We start from the raw sequence: 17,494 nt of genomic DNA, 5'->3' as shown, positions 1-17,494 counted from the left end.
ATTGTCATGAATCGTCCACAGCGATTATTTGAGTTAGACGCACTACGTGGTATGAGTTTGCTAGGTATTGTGCTTATGAATATTTTGATTTTCAGTTTTCCGTACGACAATATTGATTTAACAAAACATTTATCTGGTTTTGATGTAACCATTATTAGAAGTGTCAAATTAATTATCATCAGTTCATTTTATCCAATTTTTACATTTTTATTCGGTTATGGACTGGCAATTATGTATCAAAATACACAGCGTAAACAACTACGCTTTTATCCAATTATTTACCGACGCTTATTTTTTTTATTAGTAGTTGGATTACTGCATGGCTATTTTATATTCAGTGGAGATATCTTATTTACGTATGCAGTAACAGGAATGGTTGCAGTGCTATTAATAAAGTTATCAAAAAATACTCTAACAAGTATTGCATTAATTTTATTTATGGTGAAAATCATAGTGATACTAATGCCAGTCGTTATTTTACATGCTATGTATGGTCCTGATAACTCTTTCAATATGTTAAGCCATAGCGTACAAGACCTTATTAACAGTCGTCAAAGTAGTAGTTATTTAGATTTCTTACCTATTAATATGGAAGAAAATAATTATTCCATTTTAGATACTTTAACAATATCTGCTATATTTGAATTTTTACCGTACATTTTAATTGGAATAGCAGCACAAAAATTTGACTTAATTTCACATATTAGAGCAGTACCACAAAAATATTTAAAATGGGGAATTTTGGCAATTGTAGTTGGCTATATTTATAAACTACCAAGTGTAATTTATTATGCTGATGAGACGTATAAATTAGTATCATCATTATTAGCAGGTCCAATTGTGGCTACTGGTTACATTTTAGTATTTTGTTATTTATGTCAAACAGTCAAAGGAAAAAACTGGCTGTCTGTGTTCGCTTTTCCAGGAAAACTGAGTATGAGTGTATATTTAACACAAAGTATTATCTTTTTATATATTTATACAGGTGCTGGTTTCGGTTTATACAATAAATTAACCTTAGCTCAATCTTATACACTCGCAATTTTAGTGTATATGGTTCAACTGGTAGTAAGTTATTTATATTTAAAACGTTATAAACAAGGATCGTTTGAATGGATTTGGCGTAAATTTACCTACTTGAAATAAGGTGATGATTGGTATAGCGCTCTTAGGAACATTTTTTAAGAGCTTAATGATTTTAAAGAAAGACAAGTTGGCATGCCATCAAATTTTTTAAAGAAAATGAATATTTAGATTATTCCTTATTCATTTATTTGTTATTTAAGCGTAAATTTAGTTATAATATGAAGTAAGATACAGATGAGGAGCTGATATTGAATGAAATTTCTATCATTCAGACATGAAGGACATACATCTTTCGGTGTTAAGGTAAAACGTGAAGAAGCCGCATGGAATTTGAAACACGTCTTTGCAGACTTCGCGGAAGGTGAGTTTAATCCCAAAACATTATTACAAGGTTTACAACAAAACCAAACAGTAGATTTTCAAGAACAAGTGAGAAAAGCAGTTGTTGCTGCTGAAGACAGTGGACAAGCTGAGCAATATAAAGTGCCATTTTCTGAACTTGAATTTTTACCGCCTGTAACACCGACAAATAATGTGATTGCTTTTGGACGTAATTATAAAAAACATGCAGATGAGTTGAATAATGAAGTACAACGTTTATATGTATTTACTAAAGCCGCATCATCTTTAGCTGGTGATAATAGTACGATACCTAACCATCAAGATATTACTTCAGAATTAGATTACGAAGGTGAATTAGGTATTGTCATTGGAAAAGCTGGAGAAAAAATCCCTAAAGGTCTTGCTTTAGATTATGTATATGGTTATACCATCATTAATGATATTACTGATCGTACGGCTCAAAATAAGCATGCACAAGCCTTTCTATCTAAAAGTTTGACTGGTGGTTGTCCAATTGGTCCTTATATTGTTACCAAAGATGAATTACCGACACCAGAAGATGTTAATATCGTGACTAAAGTAAACAATGAAATTCGTCAAGATGGTAATACATCTGAAATGATTTTAAAAATTGATGAATTAATTGAAGAAATTTCTAAATATGTAGCATTGCACCCAGGAGATATTATTGCTACTGGTACGCCAGCAGGTGTTGGCGCGGGCATGAACCCTCCTCAATTTTTACAGCCTGGTGACGAAGTCAAAGTGACAATCGATAACATAGGTACATTAACTAACTTTATTGAAAAATAAGAATTAAAAAAGAGACAAAGTTTTTAGGTAATAAATTTCACCTAAAAACTTTGTCTTTTTTTATTTGATATGATGATAGTTCAACGATTGTGTATTAATTAATGTATGATAAAATAAATATGAAATTATAAAATTGTGTGGAGGGATAGCATGATACACATGCATATATTAAGTTGGGTAGTTGCAATTATTTTATTTTTTGCAGCGTACTTCAACTTTTCAGAAAAGCAAGGTGCAACACCATATTTTAAACCTATTCATATGTTATTAAGAGTTTTTATGGTCTTAGTTTTATTTAGTGGTTTATGGTTACTTATTCAAGAGTTTTCTTCGGGTTCACAAGGTGGCGGACACATGTTACTAACGTTAAAAATGGTAGGTGGTATTGCTTCAGTAGCATTAATGGAAACTGCATTAATTAAGCGTAAAAAAGGGCAAGCCAGTCATGGCATTTTATGGGCTACAATTATTGTAATTATCATTACTATGTTATTAGGCATCATCTTACCTTGGGGACCAATTTCTCAACTATTTGGTATGTAGTAATGGATAGCAATGACCAAAGAAGCTGAGTTTTATATTTTTAAACACAACTCAATTAAATAAAATTAGTTTCAGACTGTCTACAGAGTCTCTGGCTTTGTTGGCAGTTTTTTTATGCACGCTTTCCGCGGGCACTGCCTCAGCCCGTAGTCTTCGGCTAGTGCTCTTCCCGCAGGAGTCGGCATAAACTACTGCCTATCTATAGAAAAAACTCTTGGGAAAACTAATATTTAAGGTCTGTTTACTTACAATAAAGCAAGAGTCTAAAGACAAAATTTCTGGCTTTGTTGGCAGTTTTTTTATGCACGCTTTCCGTGGCACTGACTAAGCCTGTAGTCTGCGACGAGTGCTCTTCCCGCAGGAGTCGGCATAAACTACTGCTAATATTCCATAAAAATAATATCTAACTAGAACATAAATAAACCCTTCGCAAATTAATGCGAAGGGTCTATCTACGTTCTGAAATACCTCAAGTATCAATAATGTTTGCGATGTATTTATTATTTATTGCGTGCTTTATAACCAATCATATTGATTAAGTCTTTAGGATGGCTATATGGTGGCGCATAAGCTACTTCAATATCTGTTAAATCATCTACTGTCATCTGATTAGCCATTGCTACGGATAAAGTATCAATACGTTTATCTACACCAGCTTTACCTACTGCTGCTGCTCGTAATAGTTGGCGTGTATTTTTATCAAAATAAACACGTAAGTGAATTTTTGTGTTTCCTGGGTAATAACCAGCATGTTTACCTTGTTTAAGCTCAACCATACTATAGTCAAAATATTTTAATTCATTAGGTGTCACACCTACGCTCGCAAATGTATAATCAAAAAACTTAACAATATTACTGCCTAAAAATCCTTTGAATTGAATTTGTGGATTACCGGCAATTTGTTCTGCGATAATACTCGCTGCACGATGAGCACCCCACGCAAGTGGTACGTGTGCTTGTAAATCGACATGACGATAACGTGAAGTAATAATATCACCGAGTGCATAGATATTTTCGATATTCGTTTCAAATTTATCATTAACAGGAATATAGCCGTGGCTATCTAAAGTAACATTTGACGCTTTAATAAAGTTTGAGTTTGGCTCAACACCCACACCAGTAATGACGAGGTCAAAGTCTTCGTGGTGGCCTGATTTAAAATACACAGTTTTGCCTTTAATGGTATCTATTTCTTCATTGAAATGATAAGTTATATTACGCTCTTTCAATGATTCGATGATAGGTTCGTTCATATCATTATCCATTAATTTATTAATATGCTCAGAACGATGTATTAATGTAGGTGTAATTCCACGTTCATACAAATTATCTAACACTTCTAAACTGATATAACCGGCACCAACTATTAACACACGTTGGACATGATTGTCTTGTATAAAGGACTCAATGGCATCAGTATCTTCCATATTGCGTAGAGTAAAGACTATGTCACTATCAAGAGGAAGCGAGCGTGCACTGCATCCAGGGCTTAAAATTAATGTATCATAGTTAACATGAAAGACTTCATCTTTTTGATAGTCATGCACAGTAACAGTTTGGTTATCATCATTAATAGCTATAACTTCATGATAGGGCTTAACTGTTATTTGTTTAGCATTATAAAAATCTTCGGGAGTTGCTTCGAGTATTGCATCACGTGATTCGACAATGTTTCCTAAATAATAAGGCAAGCCACAATTAGCAAAACTCATATCACGATCTTTTTCAAAGACTGTGATTTCACTATTATGATCCAAACGTCTAATTTGACTCGCGACAGTTGCACCACCTGCAACCGCACCAACTACAACAATGTGATTCATAATATTTTCAGCCTCCTTATTGAGTAATATTTGTATAACCTCGATAGTTAGATACGTGAATTTATAACTTGTTCATAAGCGATGTTTAAATTGAAAAATTCATTAAGATAACGGCCGATACCATCATCATTGTTAGAATAAGTAACATGATTTGAAACATGTTTTAGTTCGTCTAAACCATTTTCCATTGCAACACCATGTTGTGCATATTTAATCATTTCTAAGTCGTTATCCTCATCGCCAAACGCAATAATATTGGAGCGTTCAATATCAAGGTAAGATTTAACCGCATCTATACCTTTAGCTTTACTAATATTTTTACCCACTATTTCAATAACAGGAAATGGTGATCCCCAACGACGATGTTCAATGCTTTCAGCATAAAAACGTGATAGCATTTGTTTAATTCGTGGAATCATAACTTCTTCTGCTTCAACTAAAATCGACGTTGGTGAAGCAGTTAGTGTTTGTAATAAATCTCCAGTTTCAACAGTAGGGCTGCCCATAGAAAAACCATCAAATAATTTTTGGTCAAAGTTATCGATAAAAACATGATCTTTGATTTCAGCAATAATATTACTGACACCATAGTCTTTCAATGATTGAATAATGCTTGTAGCAAGCTCTAAATCTAATTCTTCATGAACTGGTGTAAAATTGTCATCTTTTGGATGATGTACATATGCCCCGTTAAAATTGACTACAGGTGTGTTCATATTCAATTCATGGTAATAAGTTTGACTAGCACGATAAGGACGTCCAGTAGCAATCATTAGTTTGTGTCCTTGTGCTTGTAATGTATTAAGTATTGTTTTTGTATAAGGTGAAATCTGTTTATCATCGTTTAATAAAGTACCATCTAAATCTAAACAAATTAAATAAGGTTTCATATATGTCTCCTTAAGTTGATATTAAAATTTAATGTAACAATATCATAGCATTTTATTGGCGTTTTGTAAGATATTTGATATATTGTTAATTAAGATTAATTACGAAGAGGTGATTACAAATGGATGAAGGACTTAAAGATAGTATTTTAAATGCCTTAGAGATGGTTATCGACCCAGAGCTTGGTATTGATATAGTTAATTTAGGCTTAGTATATAATGTAGATGTAGATGATGAAGGATTATGTACCGTTGAAATGACATTGACTTCTATGGGATGTCCAATGGGACCTCAAATTATAAATCAAATTAAAATGGTATTAGCTGAAATACCTGAAATTGCAGATACTGAAGTTAATGTTGTATGGAGCCCGCCTTGGGATAAAGATAAAATGTCTCGTTATGCTAAAATTGCATTAGGCATTGGCTAAGCTCAATTTTTAGTAAAGACTTAATTATGTTCATAGATGTTTAGACATCATTGGACATGTTAAGTCTTTTTTTGTTGGAGAAAATTAAATATCAATTGAGTTATGATAAAACCAATCCGAAAGGTGAATAGCCATTCGAGATTGGTTTTATTTAACTTGTGACAAAATAAATTGTGTGTGCGTGTGACCATAACGTTGCATATCATCGATACATTGTTCAACTGCTGACATTGATTGAAAATGCATTTTAACTAAAAAGCAAGATGAACCAGAAACTCTATAACAAAAATCAACATCAGATTGGTTATTAATAAAAAGTTTGAAGTCTTTATATAAATTATTTTTAATAGTAATGTGCATAATAACTTCAATAGTATAACCTAACAAAGTGTAATCAATGTCAATTGTATATTTTTTAATAATACCGGTCTCTAAGAGTTTATTGATTCGTTCACGTACTGAAGGTGATGATAAATGTACAAGGTCACTCAATTCAGACAACGATATTTTACTATTCGTTTGTAGCACAGAAATGATTTTATTGTCGATTACGTCCATGAATAATAATACCTCAAATAATAAAGTTTTTATTAATTATACCTAATAAAACATAAGGATGAAAGACGTTTAGTTATATAAACTTCATAATAGGAGGTGGACATATGACTTTAATAAAATTAAGTGAATTAGGTGAAACACCGTATCAACAATTACTAGGTCATAACGAACAATTATTACAGAGTTGGACAACATTAGCCCAAACGATTGAACAAAACTTACATTTACAACCTAAAGTGGTGGAGGAAATTAGAAGAATGTTGGCACACCAAAGTGGTTGTTCATATTGTAAGAGCAAAGGAAAACCAGAAGGTAGTAAAGCACAATTTAATCCAAAAGAACTGACAGCAATTGGTTTTACAGAAGTATATATGACAATGGGGACGAACATACCTGATTATCTATTTCAGGAGCTTTATAAAGTAATGACTGACGAAGAAATCATCATGTTGATAGCGTATATTCAGTTCACGGAGTGTCAGCAAAAATTTGGAGCATTGTTACAATTGGAGGCTACTGATTAATTTGATGGCACGATTTCGATTAAATTTGTACTAATTTGTGTATAACAAAAAAGAGAAAATTAGCGGCATACGAATGATGTTTTTTAGTTGATATTAGCAACAGAAAGGTATATAATTTAATTAAGGTCAAAGAAAGTCAAAGTCAAAGATAGTTAACCTTGACCTACACTTAATGATACAGGGGTGAGTTTATTTGGATATTAATCAAATGACCTATAAAGTACAAAGTGTTTTACAACAAGCTATTGAAATCGCTAAAAACTATGAAAACCAAAATATTGAAATTGAAGCTATATTAAAAGCAGCCTTAACAGAATCGGATAGTTTATTTAAAAATATTTTAGATAGAGCAAATATTGATACTGAAAGTTTAGCACTACAGTATGATAGTAAATTAAGTAATTATCCAACTGTACAAGGTGAACATGTGCAATATGGACAATATATAAGTCAAAACGCTAATAAATTATTGAATACAGCAGAACAATATATGAACACATATGAAGATGAATATATTTCAATGGAACATTTGTTGTTAGCAGCAATGGAAGTAGACAGTATTACACGTGAAGCAATAGGTAACAAACAAGAAGTTATTACAGAAATTATTAAAAAAGTTAGAGGAGGAAACCATGTGACAACACAAAATCCAGAAGTAAATTATGAAGCTTTAGAAAAATATGGCCGTGATCTTGTTGAAGAAGTAAGACAAGGGAATATGGATCCAGTCATTGGTAGAGATGAAGAAATACGAAATGCTATACGTATTTTAAGTAGAAAAACTAAAAATAATCCAGTATTAATTGGTGAACCAGGTGTTGGTAAAACTGCAATTGTTGAAGGCTTAGCCCAAAGAATTGTACGTAAAGATGTACCTGATTCTTTGTTGGATAAGACTATTTTTGAATTGGATTTAAGTGCATTAGTTGCAGGCGCAAAATACCGTGGTGAATTCGAAGAGCGCTTAAAAGCAGTGTTAAAAGAAGTTAAAGACTCAGATGGCCGAATCATATTATTTATTGATGAAATTCATATGTTAGTTGGTGCAGGTAAAACAGAAGGCGCGATGGATGCCGGTAACATGTTAAAACCTATGTTAGCTCGTGGCGAACTTCATTGTATTGGGGCAACAACTTTAAATGAATATCGTGAATATATTGAAAAAGATTCTGCTTTAGAGCGTCGTTTCCAAAAAGTAAATGTATCAGAACCAGATGTAGAAGATACTATTTCAATTTTACGTGGACTTAAAGAACGTTATGAAGTATATCATGGTGTACGTATTCAAGACCGTGCACTCGTCGCAGCAGCAGAACTGTCTGATCGTTATATTACTGATCGTTTTTTACCGGATAAAGCAATTGATCTTGTTGACCAAGCCTGTGCAACGATTCGTACTGAGATGGGTTCGAACCCTACAGAATTAGATCAAGTTAATCGTCGTGTAATGCAATTAGAAATTGAAGAAAGTGCATTGAAAAATGAATCTGATAATGCAAGTAAACAAAGATTACATGAATTGCAAGAAGAATTAGCGAATGAAAAAGAAAAGCAAAGTGCCATTCAGTCACGTGTTGAACAAGAAAAAGAAAAAATTGCGAAACTACAAGAAAAACGTACTGAATTAGATGAAAATAGAAAGGCGTTAGAAGACGCAGAAAATAATTATAATCTTGAACGTGCTGCTGAATTGAAACATGGTAAAATTCCTGAATTAGAAAAAGAATTAAGAGATTTAGAGGAAGCTTTTCAAGATGAACAAAATGAAGACAATGAGCGTATCATTCGTGAAATCGTATCAGATGAAGAAATAGGCGATATTGTAAGTTCATGGACTGGTATTCCAGTATCCAAATTAGTAGAAACAGAACGCGAAAAATTATTGAATTTATCAGAAATATTGCATCAACGCGTAGTAGGTCAAGACAAAGCAGTAGATTTAGTATCTGATGCTGTAGTAAGAGCTAGAGCAGGTATTAAAGATCCTCAAAGACCGATAGGGAGCTTTTTATTCTTAGGTCCTACAGGTGTAGGGAAAACAGAATTAGCTAAGTCTTTAGCATCGACATTATTTGATTCAGAAAAACATATGATACGTATAGATATGAGTGAATATATGGAGAAACACTCTGTGTCTCGTCTTATTGGAGCGCCTCCAGGTTATGTGGGTCATGACGAAGGTGGACAATTGACAGAAGCGGTTCGCCGCAATCCATACTCAGTAATTTTGCTTGATGAAATTGAAAAGGCACATTCAGACGTCTTTAACGTATTATTGCAAATATTAGATGAAGGACGCTTAACTGATTCCAAAGGGCGAAGTGTTGATTTCAAAAATACGATTATCATTATGACAAGTAATATTGGTTCTCAAGTATTGTTAGAACAAGTGAAAGATACAGGTGTCATTACTGAAGCTACAGAAAAAGCAGTGATGGATAGTTTAAATCAATATTTCAAACCAGAAATTTTAAACCGAATGGATGATATCGTATTATTTAAACCATTATCTGTCGAAGATATGGGACGTATTGTTGAAAAACTATTAGCACAGTTAAATATCAGATTGTTAGACCAACGTATTACAATTGAAGTGTCACCAGAAGCGCAAGCATGGCTAGGTAAAGAAGCCTACGAACCACAATTTGGTGCGCGACCATTAAAACGCTTTATACAATCACAAATCGAAACACCATTGGCACGAACAATGATTAGAGAAAATTTACCTGAAGGAACTACTTTACAAGTTGATTTAACAGATGATGGCTTAACATTTAATATAGTTGAACCACAAAGTATGTAAAGACACAATAAACAAGAGGGAGTGGGACAGAAATCTGATTTTGAAAAAATGATTTCGTCGTCCCACCCCGGCAAGGATGACTAGCATTGAAAAAAAGCTTAGTTTAAAGCGCATTTTCAATACAGTCATCTACTGCCAATATGAAAAGAGACTGGAACGAATCAATATTATCCCAGCCTCTCTTATTTGAACGGGGATTTATGTCCTAGCTACATTATAAAAACAAGCCGATGCACAAGAAGTGCATCGGCTTGTTTTATACGTAAATTGTCTATTGTTGACTCGTATCTTTCTTTAATGGCTTCATTGTCATGTCAAATAACACAACAATAATTGTGAGTATAACTGCCACAACGATAGGTGTAATTAAATTTAATGCACCGCCACCATCTAAACTGTTTAATACAAAGTTAACCATTTCGAGTAACAAAATAGCCCAAAATAATACTGCGAGGTATTTCATAGTATAATGCCTCCAATTAAACTGTATATAACTTCATTATAAGGAATAGGTTATATTTTGTATAGTAGAAATCGGTTACAATTCTGTTGATTTTGTGACGATGGAAAGTGTGATTAATAATAATATGTGTACATTAACTCAAACAAGTGCGCTTGTTCTTGTATTTAACTAAAAAAATATGTTAAATTAATACCTGGTATTAAATATATATTAAGAAGGTGTACAACCATGAATGTGGGTATCAAAGGTTTCGGTGCATATGCGCCAGAAAACGTAGTGGACAATGCCTATTTCGAGTCTTTTTTAGAAACTTCAGATGAATGGATATCTAAAATGACTGGTATAAAAGAAAGAAGATGGGCTGGAGAAGATGAAGATACTACTGACTTAGCTTATAAAGCCAGCGTCAAAGCAATTGAGGATGCTGGAATAGAAGCAAATGACATTGATATGATCATAGTTGCTACTTCAACTGGAGAATATCCGTTTCCAACAGTAGGTAACATGTTACAAAACAGACTAGGTATTAGTAAAGTAGCATCAATGGATCAATTAGCTGCTTGTAGTGGCTTTATGTATGGACTAATTAATGCAAAACAATTCGTACAATCAGGTGATTATAAAAACATCTTGGTTGTAGGTGTAGATAAATTATCTAAAATTACAGATATGACTGACCGTTCAACGGCTATCTTATTTGGCGACGGTGCTGGTGCTGCTGTTGTTAGTGAGGTATCTGAAGGTCGAGGTATTTTAAGTTATGAGCTTGGCTCAGACGGTTCAGGTGGAGAATATTTATACTTAAACCCAGATAATGGTAAAATATTTATGAACGGACGTGAAGTGTTTAAATTTGCGGTCCGCATCATGGGTGAAGCTTCCAATAGAGCGGTAGAAAAAGCTGGTTTACAATCTGAGGATGTAGATATGTTTATTCCACACCAAGCAAATATCCGTATTATGGAATCTGCGCGTGAACGTTTAGGCATTCCAAAAGAAAAAATGAGTGTATCAGTAGATAAATTTGGTAATACTTCTGCAGCATCCATTCCTTTAAGTATTGCTCAAGAACTAGAAAATAATAAAATTAAAGATGATGATGTATTAGTATTTGTTGGATTTGGCGGCGGCCTTACATGGGGTGCCATTACATTAAAATGGGGTAAATAGGAGGTCAATTTATGAGCAAAGAACAACGTGTGGTTATTACGGGTATTGGTGCTTTATCACCAATCGGTAATGATGCGAAAACATCATGGCAAAATGCATTAAATGGAGTAAGTGGAATTGACAAAATTACACGTATTGATACTGAACCATATAATGTACATTTAGCAGGTGAGCTAAAAGATTTTAATATTGAGGACTATATTGACAAAAAAGAAGCAAGACGAATGGATCGTTTTACGCAATATGCAGTCGTTGCTGCAAGAGAAGCAGTTGCAGATGCGAAATTTGAAATCAACGAAAGTACAGCTGATAAAATTGGTGTATGGATTGGTGCAGGTATCGGAGGTATGGAAACATTTGAAAATGCCCACAATACTTTATTAAATAAAGGTCCACGACGTGTTAGTCCTTTCTTCGTACCAATGTTAATTCCAGATATGGCAACAGGTCAAGTCTCTATAGACTTAGGAGCTAAGGGGCCGAATGGTTCAACTGTAACTGCCTGTGCGACAGGGACGAACTCAATTGGTGAAGCATTCAAAATCATACAACGTGGTGATGCAGATGCGATGATAACTGGTGGTACAGAGGCACCAATTACTGATATGTCGATTGCAGGATTCAGTGCAAGTAGAGCACTTTCAACAAACGACGATCCTGAAACTGCTTGTCGCCCATTCCAAATTGGCCGCGATGGTTTTGTTATGGGTGAAGGCGCAGGAATAGTAGTGCTTGAATCATTAGAGTCTGCACAAGCGCGTGGCGCAGAAATTTATGCCGAAATTGTTGGCTATGGTTCAACTGGTGATGCATATCATATTACAGCACCAGCACCTGAAGGTGAAGGTGGTTCTCGTGCTATGCAAGCAGCAATTAAAGATGCTGGTATTGAAGCACAAGACATTCAATATTTAAATGCACATGGTACAAGTACGTCTGTAGGTGACTTAACAGAAGTGCAAGCTATCAAAAATACTTTCGGTGACGCCGCTCATTCATTGAAAGTAAGTTCTACAAAATCTATGACAGGACACTTATTAGGTGCTACTGGTGGTATAGAAGCTATCTTCTCAGCATTATCTATTAAAGAAGGACGTGTAGCACCAACAATCCATGCAGTTACACCTGACCCAGAGTGTGACTTAGATTTTGTACCTAATGAAGCTCAAGATTTAGACATTACTTATGCTATGAGTAACAGTTTAGGTTTCGGCGGACATAATGCAGTAATTATTTTGAAAAAGTTTGCTGATTAATCTATATAACACACATTAGTATCATAACTTTAAACCGTAAAAACCTTTTTATAATGGAGGTTTTTACGGTTGTTTAATTTTACTAAATTCAAAATAAAGTAACGCTTCCTATTGAATGCAATAGGAAGCGTTTTGTGTAGTTACTATATAATATAGGTTAAAGCAATACTAATTAGAAAATAGATAATGTTACAAGCACAGGCATATTTTATCCAAGATGTGATAACATAATGGTCCTTTTTAGCGCTTTTAGGATTGAAAAAGGAATCGTCTGCTACAGATTGTCTTCGTTTTTTTGTAGATAGTTGATATGTTAAACGGCGAAATCCATAGCTTGTAGGATCTAAAACACCTTCTTGAATAATAATCATTACAAAAGATAGGATTGCGATAATGCTAGATAATATAAACAAAATATTTATGTAGTTTGTTAAAGTGAAATCACTTATGAGCGAAAATATAAGTGTTAACACAGGTGTTGCGAGTAACCAAAGTATACTTTTTTTAAAAAAGCGCATAACTCATTATCCTCCAAATAAGCATTTCCACAATTATAACTGAAAATTTGAAAAAACAAAATATTAATATGCTAACGCTTTAATATATTAAAATCACTCAATTAATATAAAAATAATAATGCTATCCTTTAATAATGTGAAGCGAAACTATATTGATTAATACGTAAATTAACTATATAATATGTATAATATTTCTGAAAATTTTGAAAGGAATGTTAATTTTGAACATTTAAGGGGGATGAGCTATGCTTAAATACATTTTAAAAAGATTAGGTTATATGTTTCTATCGTTATTTATTATTATAACGATTACCTTTTTCTTAATGAAATTGATGCCTGGATCACCATTTAATGATGAAAAGTTAAATGAGTCACAAAAAGAATTATTAAACGAGAAGTACGGTTTGAATGATTCGATACCAGTGCAATACGGTAACTATTTAAAAAATGTAGTTACTGGTGATTTTGGAAATTCTTTCCAATATGATAATCAACCTGTGTGGGAATTAATTCAACCACGCTTATTGCCATCGTTAGAAATGGGTATTGCAGCTATGGTTATAGGAGTAATTTTAGGATTGATACTAGGGGTTATTGCAGCAGTTAAACAAAATACATGGGTTGATTATACTGCCACCGTTATTTCAGTTATTGCAGTTTCGGTACCATCATTCGTTTTAGCAGTATTACTGCAGTACGTATTCGCAGTACGATTACAAATATTCCCAGTTGCAGGTTGGGAAGGTATTTCTACAGCTGTATTGCCATCATTAGCACTTTCGGCAGCTGTATTAGCAACCGTAACGAGATACATAAGAGCGGAAATGATAGAAGTGTTAAGTTCGGACTATATATTAATGGCGAGAGCTAAAGGTAATTCGACAATGCGCGTATTATTTGGACATGCATTACGTAATGCATTAATACCAGTAATTACGATTATTGTGCCAATGCTTGCCAGTATATTAACAGGAACATTGACAATTGAAAATATTTTCGGTGTACCAGGTTTAGGGGATCAATTTGTACGATCAATTACAACAAATGACTTCCCAGTTATTATGGCGACCACTATTTTATTTAGTACACTGTTTATTGTTTCTATCTTTATTGTAGATATTTTATACGGTGTGATAGATCCACGTATTCGTGTGCAAGGAGGTAAGAAATAATGACAGATAAAAGAGATGAATTTTTAACTGATGATGCTTCCAATGCAGTAATGGCTAATACTACAAGTGGTGTTATGGCCGAGGACTTTGTTAAAAGTAATAATGATATTGCTAAAGAGCCAGAGATGCAGCGTGAGAGTAAAAACTTCTGGCAGGATGCTTGGTCACAATTAAAACGTAATAAATTAGCAGTAGTCGGCATGATAGGATTGATTATTATTTTGATACTAGCGTTAGTTGGTCCATTAATGAGTTCACATGATTATGCCGAACAAGATGTAGATCGACGTAATTTACCAGCAAAAATTCCGGTATTAGATCAACTGTCATTCTTGCCTTTTGACGGTGAAGGAGCACAAGGTGTAGATGCATATAAAGAGGCCGGCGTAAAAGAAAACTTTTGGTTTGGGACAGACCAATTAGGCCGTGACTTATGGTCTAGAACTTGGCAAGGCGCTCAAGTATCACTATTTATTGGTGTTGTAGCCGCGTTGTTAGATATTTTTATCGGAGTAGTATACGGTGCAATATCCGGCTTCTTCGGCGGTCGAGTAGACAATGTGATGCAACGTATTATTGAAATTGTCGCGTCTATTCCAACATTGATTGTTGTAATTTTGTTCGTATTAATTTTTGAACCTTCCATTTGGACGATTATTTTAGCGATGGCCATAACTGGTTGGATCGGTATGAGTCGTGTAGTACGTGGAGAATTTTTAAAACTAAAAACGCAAGAATTTGTCATGGCTTCTCGTACGTTAGGGTCATCAAAATTAAAATTAATTTTTAAACATATTTTACCGAATACATTAGGTGCTATTGTAGTTACTTCAATGTTCACAGTTCCAAATGCCATTTTCTTCGAGGCATTTTTAAGCTTTATCGGTATTGGTGTACCAGCACCAAGAACATCACTAGGTTCACTCGTTAATGATGGTCGTGCGATGTTACTAATTCATCCACATGAATTATTCATACCAGCATTAGTGTTAAGTTTATTAATATTATTCTTCTACCTATTTAGTGATGGTTTAAGAGATGCATTTGACCCTAAAATGCGTAAATAACAAAGGAGGCGTTTTTTATGTCAGAAAGAATTTTAGAAGTAAAAGATTTGCATGTGTCCTTTGATATTGATGCAGGGGAAGTGCAAGCCGTACGTGGTGTAGATTTTTATTTGAATAAAGGTGAAACATTAGCAATAGTAGGTGAATCTGGATCTGGGAAATCAGTTACTACTAAAGCGATTACAAAATTGTTCCAGGGTGATACCGGTCGTATCAAACAAGGGGAAATTAATTTTTTAGGTGAAGACCTTTGTGTAAAATCAGAACAAGAATTAGTTAAATTACGTGGTAAAGAAATTTCGATGATATTCCAAGATCCGATGACATCATTAAATCCAACGATGAAAATTGGTAAGCAAGTTATGGAACCGCTCATCAAACATAAAAATTACAATAAAGCAGATGCTAAAAAGCGAGCAATAGAAATTTTGGAATTAGTTGGATTACCAAATCCTCAACAGCGATTTAACGCGTATCCACACCAATTCTCAGGTGGACAAAGACAGCGTATTGTCATTGCTACAGCCTTGGCATGTGAACCCAAAGTACTTATTGCAGATGAACCAACAACGGCTTTAGATGTAACGATGCAAGCACAAATACTTGATTTAATGAAATCATTACAAGATAAAATCGATACGTCTATTATTTTTATTACCCATGATTTAGGTGTAGTGGCAAACATAGCAGATCGTGTAGCAGTAATGTATGGAGGACAAATGATTGAAACTGGTGATGTTAATGAAATATTTTATGATCCTAAACATCCGTATACATGGGGATTATTATCATCTATGCCAGATTTAACAACAGGTACAGATACAGAGTTGATTGCTATTCCAGGAACACCTCCAGACTTATTACATCCGCCTAAAGGGGATTCGTTTGCTAGTCGTAGTCAGTATGCATTAGATGTTGATTTCAAAGAGGCACCACCATGGTTCCAAGTCTCACCAACGCACTATGTGAAATCTTGGTTATTGGATGAACGTGCACCAGAAGTTGAACCGCCAGCAATGGTACAACAACGCATGCGTGAAATGTCAAATAACTACGCTAAGCCTAAACAAGTAGAAAGGGTGTCGTTCAATGGTCAATCATAAAGAAACACTGTTAGAAGTAAAAGAATTAAAACAGTACTTTAACGAGGGCAAACGTAATGAAGTACGAGCGATAGAAAATATTTCCTTTAATATATACAAAGGTGAAACATTTGGACTTGTAGGTGAATCTGGTTGTGGTAAATCAACAACAGGTAAAGCCATTATTAAACTTAATGATATTACTGATGGTGAAATTCTCTACGAGGGTGTAGATATTCAAAAAATAAAAAACAGAAAAGATTCTTTGAAATTCAACAAAAAAATTCAAATGATTTTCCAAGACCCTTATGCATCATTAAATCCTAGACTGAAAGTTATGGATATTATCGCTGAAGGCATTGATATTCATAAATTAGCTTCTGGTACAAAAGATCGCAAAAAACGTGTGTATGATTTATTAGAAACTGTAGGTTTAAGTAAAGAACATGCGAATCGTTATCCACACGAATTTTCAGGGGGACAAAGACAGCGTATCGGAATTGCTCGTGCATTAGCAGTTGAACCAGAGTTTATCATTGCCGATGAACCAATATCGGCACTAGATGTCTCTATTCAAGCACAAGTAGTTAACATCTTGTTAAAGCTACAACGTGAAAAAGACATTACGTTTTTATTCATTGCACATGATTTATCTATGGTGAAATATATCTCAGACCGAATAGCGGTAATGCATTTTGGTAAAATTGTGGAGCTAGGAACGGCGGACGAAATTTACAATAATCCCCTCCATCCATACACTCAATCATTACTATCGGCTGTGCCTCAACCAGATCCAGAAAGTGAAAAACAACGTAAACGTATAACATATAAAGCAGATGAAGCACGAGATAAAGAACGCACTTTACAAGAAGTGTCACCCGAGCATTATGTTTTTGTCACTGATGAAGAAGCAGAAACTTTAAAAAATAACAACGCTCAAACGCAACAATAACAGG

General features: G+C 34.1%; 17 protein-coding genes. 12 read left to right on the top strand and 5 right to left on the bottom strand.

Annotated elements, in window-relative coordinates; genetic code table 11:
- The first annotated feature begins 6 nt into the window (after window positions 1–6).
- The 3 genes from JVU85_RS09355 (at window position 7) to JVU85_RS09345 (ending at window position 2,784) form a co-directional block, all read left to right on the top strand.
- Window positions 7–1,146: a DUF418 domain-containing protein gene (locus JVU85_RS09355; protein ID WP_002509334.1), complete on the top strand. Its 1,140-nt coding sequence runs from the start codon at window positions 7–9 to the stop codon at window positions 1,144–1,146.
- Window positions 1,147–1,338: 192 nt separating this feature from the next.
- Complete coding sequence (locus JVU85_RS09350; RefSeq protein ID WP_002509333.1) at window positions 1,339–2,241, top strand: fumarylacetoacetate hydrolase family protein; 903 nt, start codon at window positions 1,339–1,341, stop codon at window positions 2,239–2,241.
- A gap of 150 nt (window positions 2,242–2,391) precedes the next feature.
- Window positions 2,392–2,784 (top strand): YisL family protein, encoded by a 393-nt coding sequence (locus JVU85_RS09345; protein WP_002509332.1) that lies wholly within the window; start codon window positions 2,392–2,394, stop codon window positions 2,782–2,784.
- A gap of 500 nt (window positions 2,785–3,284) precedes the next feature.
- On the opposite strand, the gene JVU85_RS09340 is transcribed toward JVU85_RS09345, so the two are convergent.
- Together JVU85_RS09340 and JVU85_RS09335 are read right to left on the bottom strand one after the other, a co-directional pair.
- Window positions 3,285–4,607, bottom strand: a complete 1,323-nt coding sequence (locus JVU85_RS09340; protein ID WP_002509331.1) for a CoA-disulfide reductase — start codon at window positions 4,605–4,607, stop codon at window positions 3,285–3,287.
- A gap of 47 nt (window positions 4,608–4,654) precedes the next feature.
- Window positions 4,655–5,497: a Cof-type HAD-IIB family hydrolase gene (locus tag JVU85_RS09335; RefSeq protein ID WP_002509330.1), complete on the bottom strand. Its 843-nt coding sequence runs from the start codon at window positions 5,495–5,497 to the stop codon at window positions 4,655–4,657.
- 119 nt (window positions 5,498–5,616) lie between these two features.
- Between JVU85_RS09335 and JVU85_RS09330 the strand changes: the two genes are divergently transcribed.
- The gene (locus JVU85_RS09330; RefSeq protein WP_002509329.1) at window positions 5,617–5,925 is read left to right on the top strand and encodes a metal-sulfur cluster assembly factor; all 309 of its coding nucleotides are present in this window, start codon (window positions 5,617–5,619) and stop codon (window positions 5,923–5,925) included.
- Window positions 5,926–6,072: 147 nt separating this feature from the next.
- Here the strand turns inward: JVU85_RS09330 and JVU85_RS09325 are convergent, their stop codons facing one another.
- Window positions 6,073–6,483, bottom strand: a complete 411-nt coding sequence (locus tag JVU85_RS09325; RefSeq protein ID WP_002509328.1) for an Lrp/AsnC family transcriptional regulator — start codon at window positions 6,481–6,483, stop codon at window positions 6,073–6,075.
- A 104-nt stretch (window positions 6,484–6,587) separates the two neighbouring features.
- Between JVU85_RS09325 and JVU85_RS09320 the strand changes: the two genes are divergently transcribed.
- Together JVU85_RS09320 and clpB are read left to right on the top strand one after the other, a co-directional pair.
- Window positions 6,588–7,007, top strand: a complete 420-nt coding sequence (locus tag JVU85_RS09320; RefSeq protein ID WP_021458881.1) for a carboxymuconolactone decarboxylase family protein — start codon at window positions 6,588–6,590, stop codon at window positions 7,005–7,007.
- A gap of 193 nt (window positions 7,008–7,200) precedes the next feature.
- Window positions 7,201–9,810 (top strand): ATP-dependent chaperone ClpB, encoded by a 2,610-nt coding sequence (gene clpB / locus JVU85_RS09315; RefSeq protein WP_021458880.1) that lies wholly within the window; start codon window positions 7,201–7,203, stop codon window positions 9,808–9,810.
- A gap of 271 nt (window positions 9,811–10,081) precedes the next feature.
- On the opposite strand, the gene JVU85_RS09310 is transcribed toward clpB, so the two are convergent.
- Window positions 10,082–10,273 carry a DUF2929 family protein gene (locus tag JVU85_RS09310; RefSeq protein WP_002510178.1) on the bottom strand — a complete coding sequence of 64 codons (192 nt, stop codon included), beginning with the start codon at window positions 10,271–10,273 and terminating at the stop codon, window positions 10,082–10,084.
- 228 nt (window positions 10,274–10,501) lie between these two features.
- Between JVU85_RS09310 and JVU85_RS09305 the strand changes: the two genes are divergently transcribed.
- Window positions 10,502–11,443 carry a beta-ketoacyl-ACP synthase III gene (locus JVU85_RS09305; protein ID WP_002510177.1) on the top strand — a complete coding sequence of 314 codons (942 nt, stop codon included), beginning with the start codon at window positions 10,502–10,504 and terminating at the stop codon, window positions 11,441–11,443.
- A gap of 11 nt (window positions 11,444–11,454) precedes the next feature.
- Window positions 11,455–12,699, top strand: coding sequence for a beta-ketoacyl-ACP synthase II (fabF, locus tag JVU85_RS09300; protein ID WP_002510176.1), 1,245 nt, complete (start codon window positions 11,455–11,457; stop codon window positions 12,697–12,699).
- A 143-nt stretch (window positions 12,700–12,842) separates the two neighbouring features.
- On the opposite strand, the gene JVU85_RS09295 is transcribed toward fabF, so the two are convergent.
- Entirely contained in the window at window positions 12,843–13,217 is a 375-nt protein-coding gene (locus tag JVU85_RS09295) for a DUF3899 domain-containing protein (protein ID WP_204172362.1), read from the bottom strand.
- A gap of 245 nt (window positions 13,218–13,462) precedes the next feature.
- On the opposite strand from JVU85_RS09295, the gene opp3b reads away from it, so the two are divergent.
- The 4 genes from opp3b to JVU85_RS09275 are packed head-to-tail and all read left to right on the top strand — an operon-like array spanning window position 13,463 to window position 17,490.
- The gene (gene opp3b, locus JVU85_RS09290) at window positions 13,463–14,389 is read left to right on the top strand and encodes an oligopeptide ABC transporter permease (protein ID WP_002510174.1); all 927 of its coding nucleotides are present in this window, start codon (window positions 13,463–13,465) and stop codon (window positions 14,387–14,389) included.
- A complete protein-coding gene (gene opp3C, locus JVU85_RS09285; protein WP_002510173.1) occupies window positions 14,389–15,456 on the top strand; it encodes an oligopeptide ABC transporter permease in 1,068 nt (355 codons plus the stop codon). The genes opp3b and opp3C overlap by 1 nt, the downstream gene beginning before the upstream one ends.
- 17 nt (window positions 15,457–15,473) lie before the next feature.
- Window positions 15,474–16,559, top strand: coding sequence for an ABC transporter ATP-binding protein (locus JVU85_RS09280; RefSeq protein WP_002510172.1), 1,086 nt, complete (start codon window positions 15,474–15,476; stop codon window positions 16,557–16,559).
- The gene (locus JVU85_RS09275; RefSeq protein WP_002510171.1) at window positions 16,546–17,490 is read left to right on the top strand and encodes an ABC transporter ATP-binding protein; all 945 of its coding nucleotides are present in this window, start codon (window positions 16,546–16,548) and stop codon (window positions 17,488–17,490) included. The genes JVU85_RS09280 and JVU85_RS09275 overlap by 14 nt, the downstream gene beginning before the upstream one ends.
- The last annotated feature ends 4 nt before the right edge of the window (window positions 17,491–17,494 follow it).

The sequence above is a fragment of the Staphylococcus sp. GDY8P72P genome, from assembly GCF_016890655.1.
GTDB classification, from domain to species: Bacteria; Bacillota; Bacilli; order Staphylococcales; family Staphylococcaceae; genus Staphylococcus; species Staphylococcus arlettae.
Note: the sequence above shows the minus strand (reverse complement) of the source record. Positions and strands in the feature narration are given on the sequence as shown.

Bases quoted from the DNA above. Each gene is read 5' to 3' on its own strand.
- JVU85_RS09355 (WP_002509334.1), top strand. From the start codon at position 7: ATGAATCGTCCACAGCGATTATTTGAGTTAGACGCACTACGTGGTATG.
- JVU85_RS09350 (WP_002509333.1), top strand. From the start codon at position 1,339: ATGAAATTTCTATCATTCAGACATGAAGGACATACATCTTTCGGTGTT.
- JVU85_RS09345 (WP_002509332.1), top strand. From the start codon at position 2,392: ATGATACACATGCATATATTAAGTTGGGTAGTTGCAATTATTTTATTT.
- JVU85_RS09340 (WP_002509331.1), bottom strand. From the start codon at position 4,607: ATGAATCACATTGTTGTAGTTGGTGCGGTTGCAGGTGGTGCAACTGTC.
- JVU85_RS09335 (WP_002509330.1), bottom strand. From the start codon at position 5,497: ATGAAACCTTATTTAATTTGTTTAGATTTAGATGGTACTTTATTAAAC.
- JVU85_RS09330 (WP_002509329.1), top strand. From the start codon at position 5,617: ATGGATGAAGGACTTAAAGATAGTATTTTAAATGCCTTAGAGATGGTT.
- JVU85_RS09325 (WP_002509328.1), bottom strand. From the start codon at position 6,483: ATGGACGTAATCGACAATAAAATCATTTCTGTGCTACAAACGAATAGT.
- JVU85_RS09320 (WP_021458881.1), top strand. From the start codon at position 6,588: ATGACTTTAATAAAATTAAGTGAATTAGGTGAAACACCGTATCAACAA.
- JVU85_RS09310 (WP_002510178.1), bottom strand. From the start codon at position 10,273: ATGAAATACCTCGCAGTATTATTTTGGGCTATTTTGTTACTCGAAATG.
- JVU85_RS09305 (WP_002510177.1), top strand. From the start codon at position 10,502: ATGAATGTGGGTATCAAAGGTTTCGGTGCATATGCGCCAGAAAACGTA.
- fabF (WP_002510176.1), top strand. From the start codon at position 11,455: ATGAGCAAAGAACAACGTGTGGTTATTACGGGTATTGGTGCTTTATCA.
- JVU85_RS09295 (WP_204172362.1), bottom strand. From the start codon at position 13,217: ATGCGCTTTTTTAAAAAAAGTATACTTTGGTTACTCGCAACACCTGTG.
- opp3b (WP_002510174.1), top strand. From the start codon at position 13,463: ATGCTTAAATACATTTTAAAAAGATTAGGTTATATGTTTCTATCGTTA.
- opp3C (WP_002510173.1), top strand. From the start codon at position 14,389: ATGACAGATAAAAGAGATGAATTTTTAACTGATGATGCTTCCAATGCA.
- JVU85_RS09280 (WP_002510172.1), top strand. From the start codon at position 15,474: ATGTCAGAAAGAATTTTAGAAGTAAAAGATTTGCATGTGTCCTTTGAT.
- JVU85_RS09275 (WP_002510171.1), top strand. From the start codon at position 16,546: ATGGTCAATCATAAAGAAACACTGTTAGAAGTAAAAGAATTAAAACAG.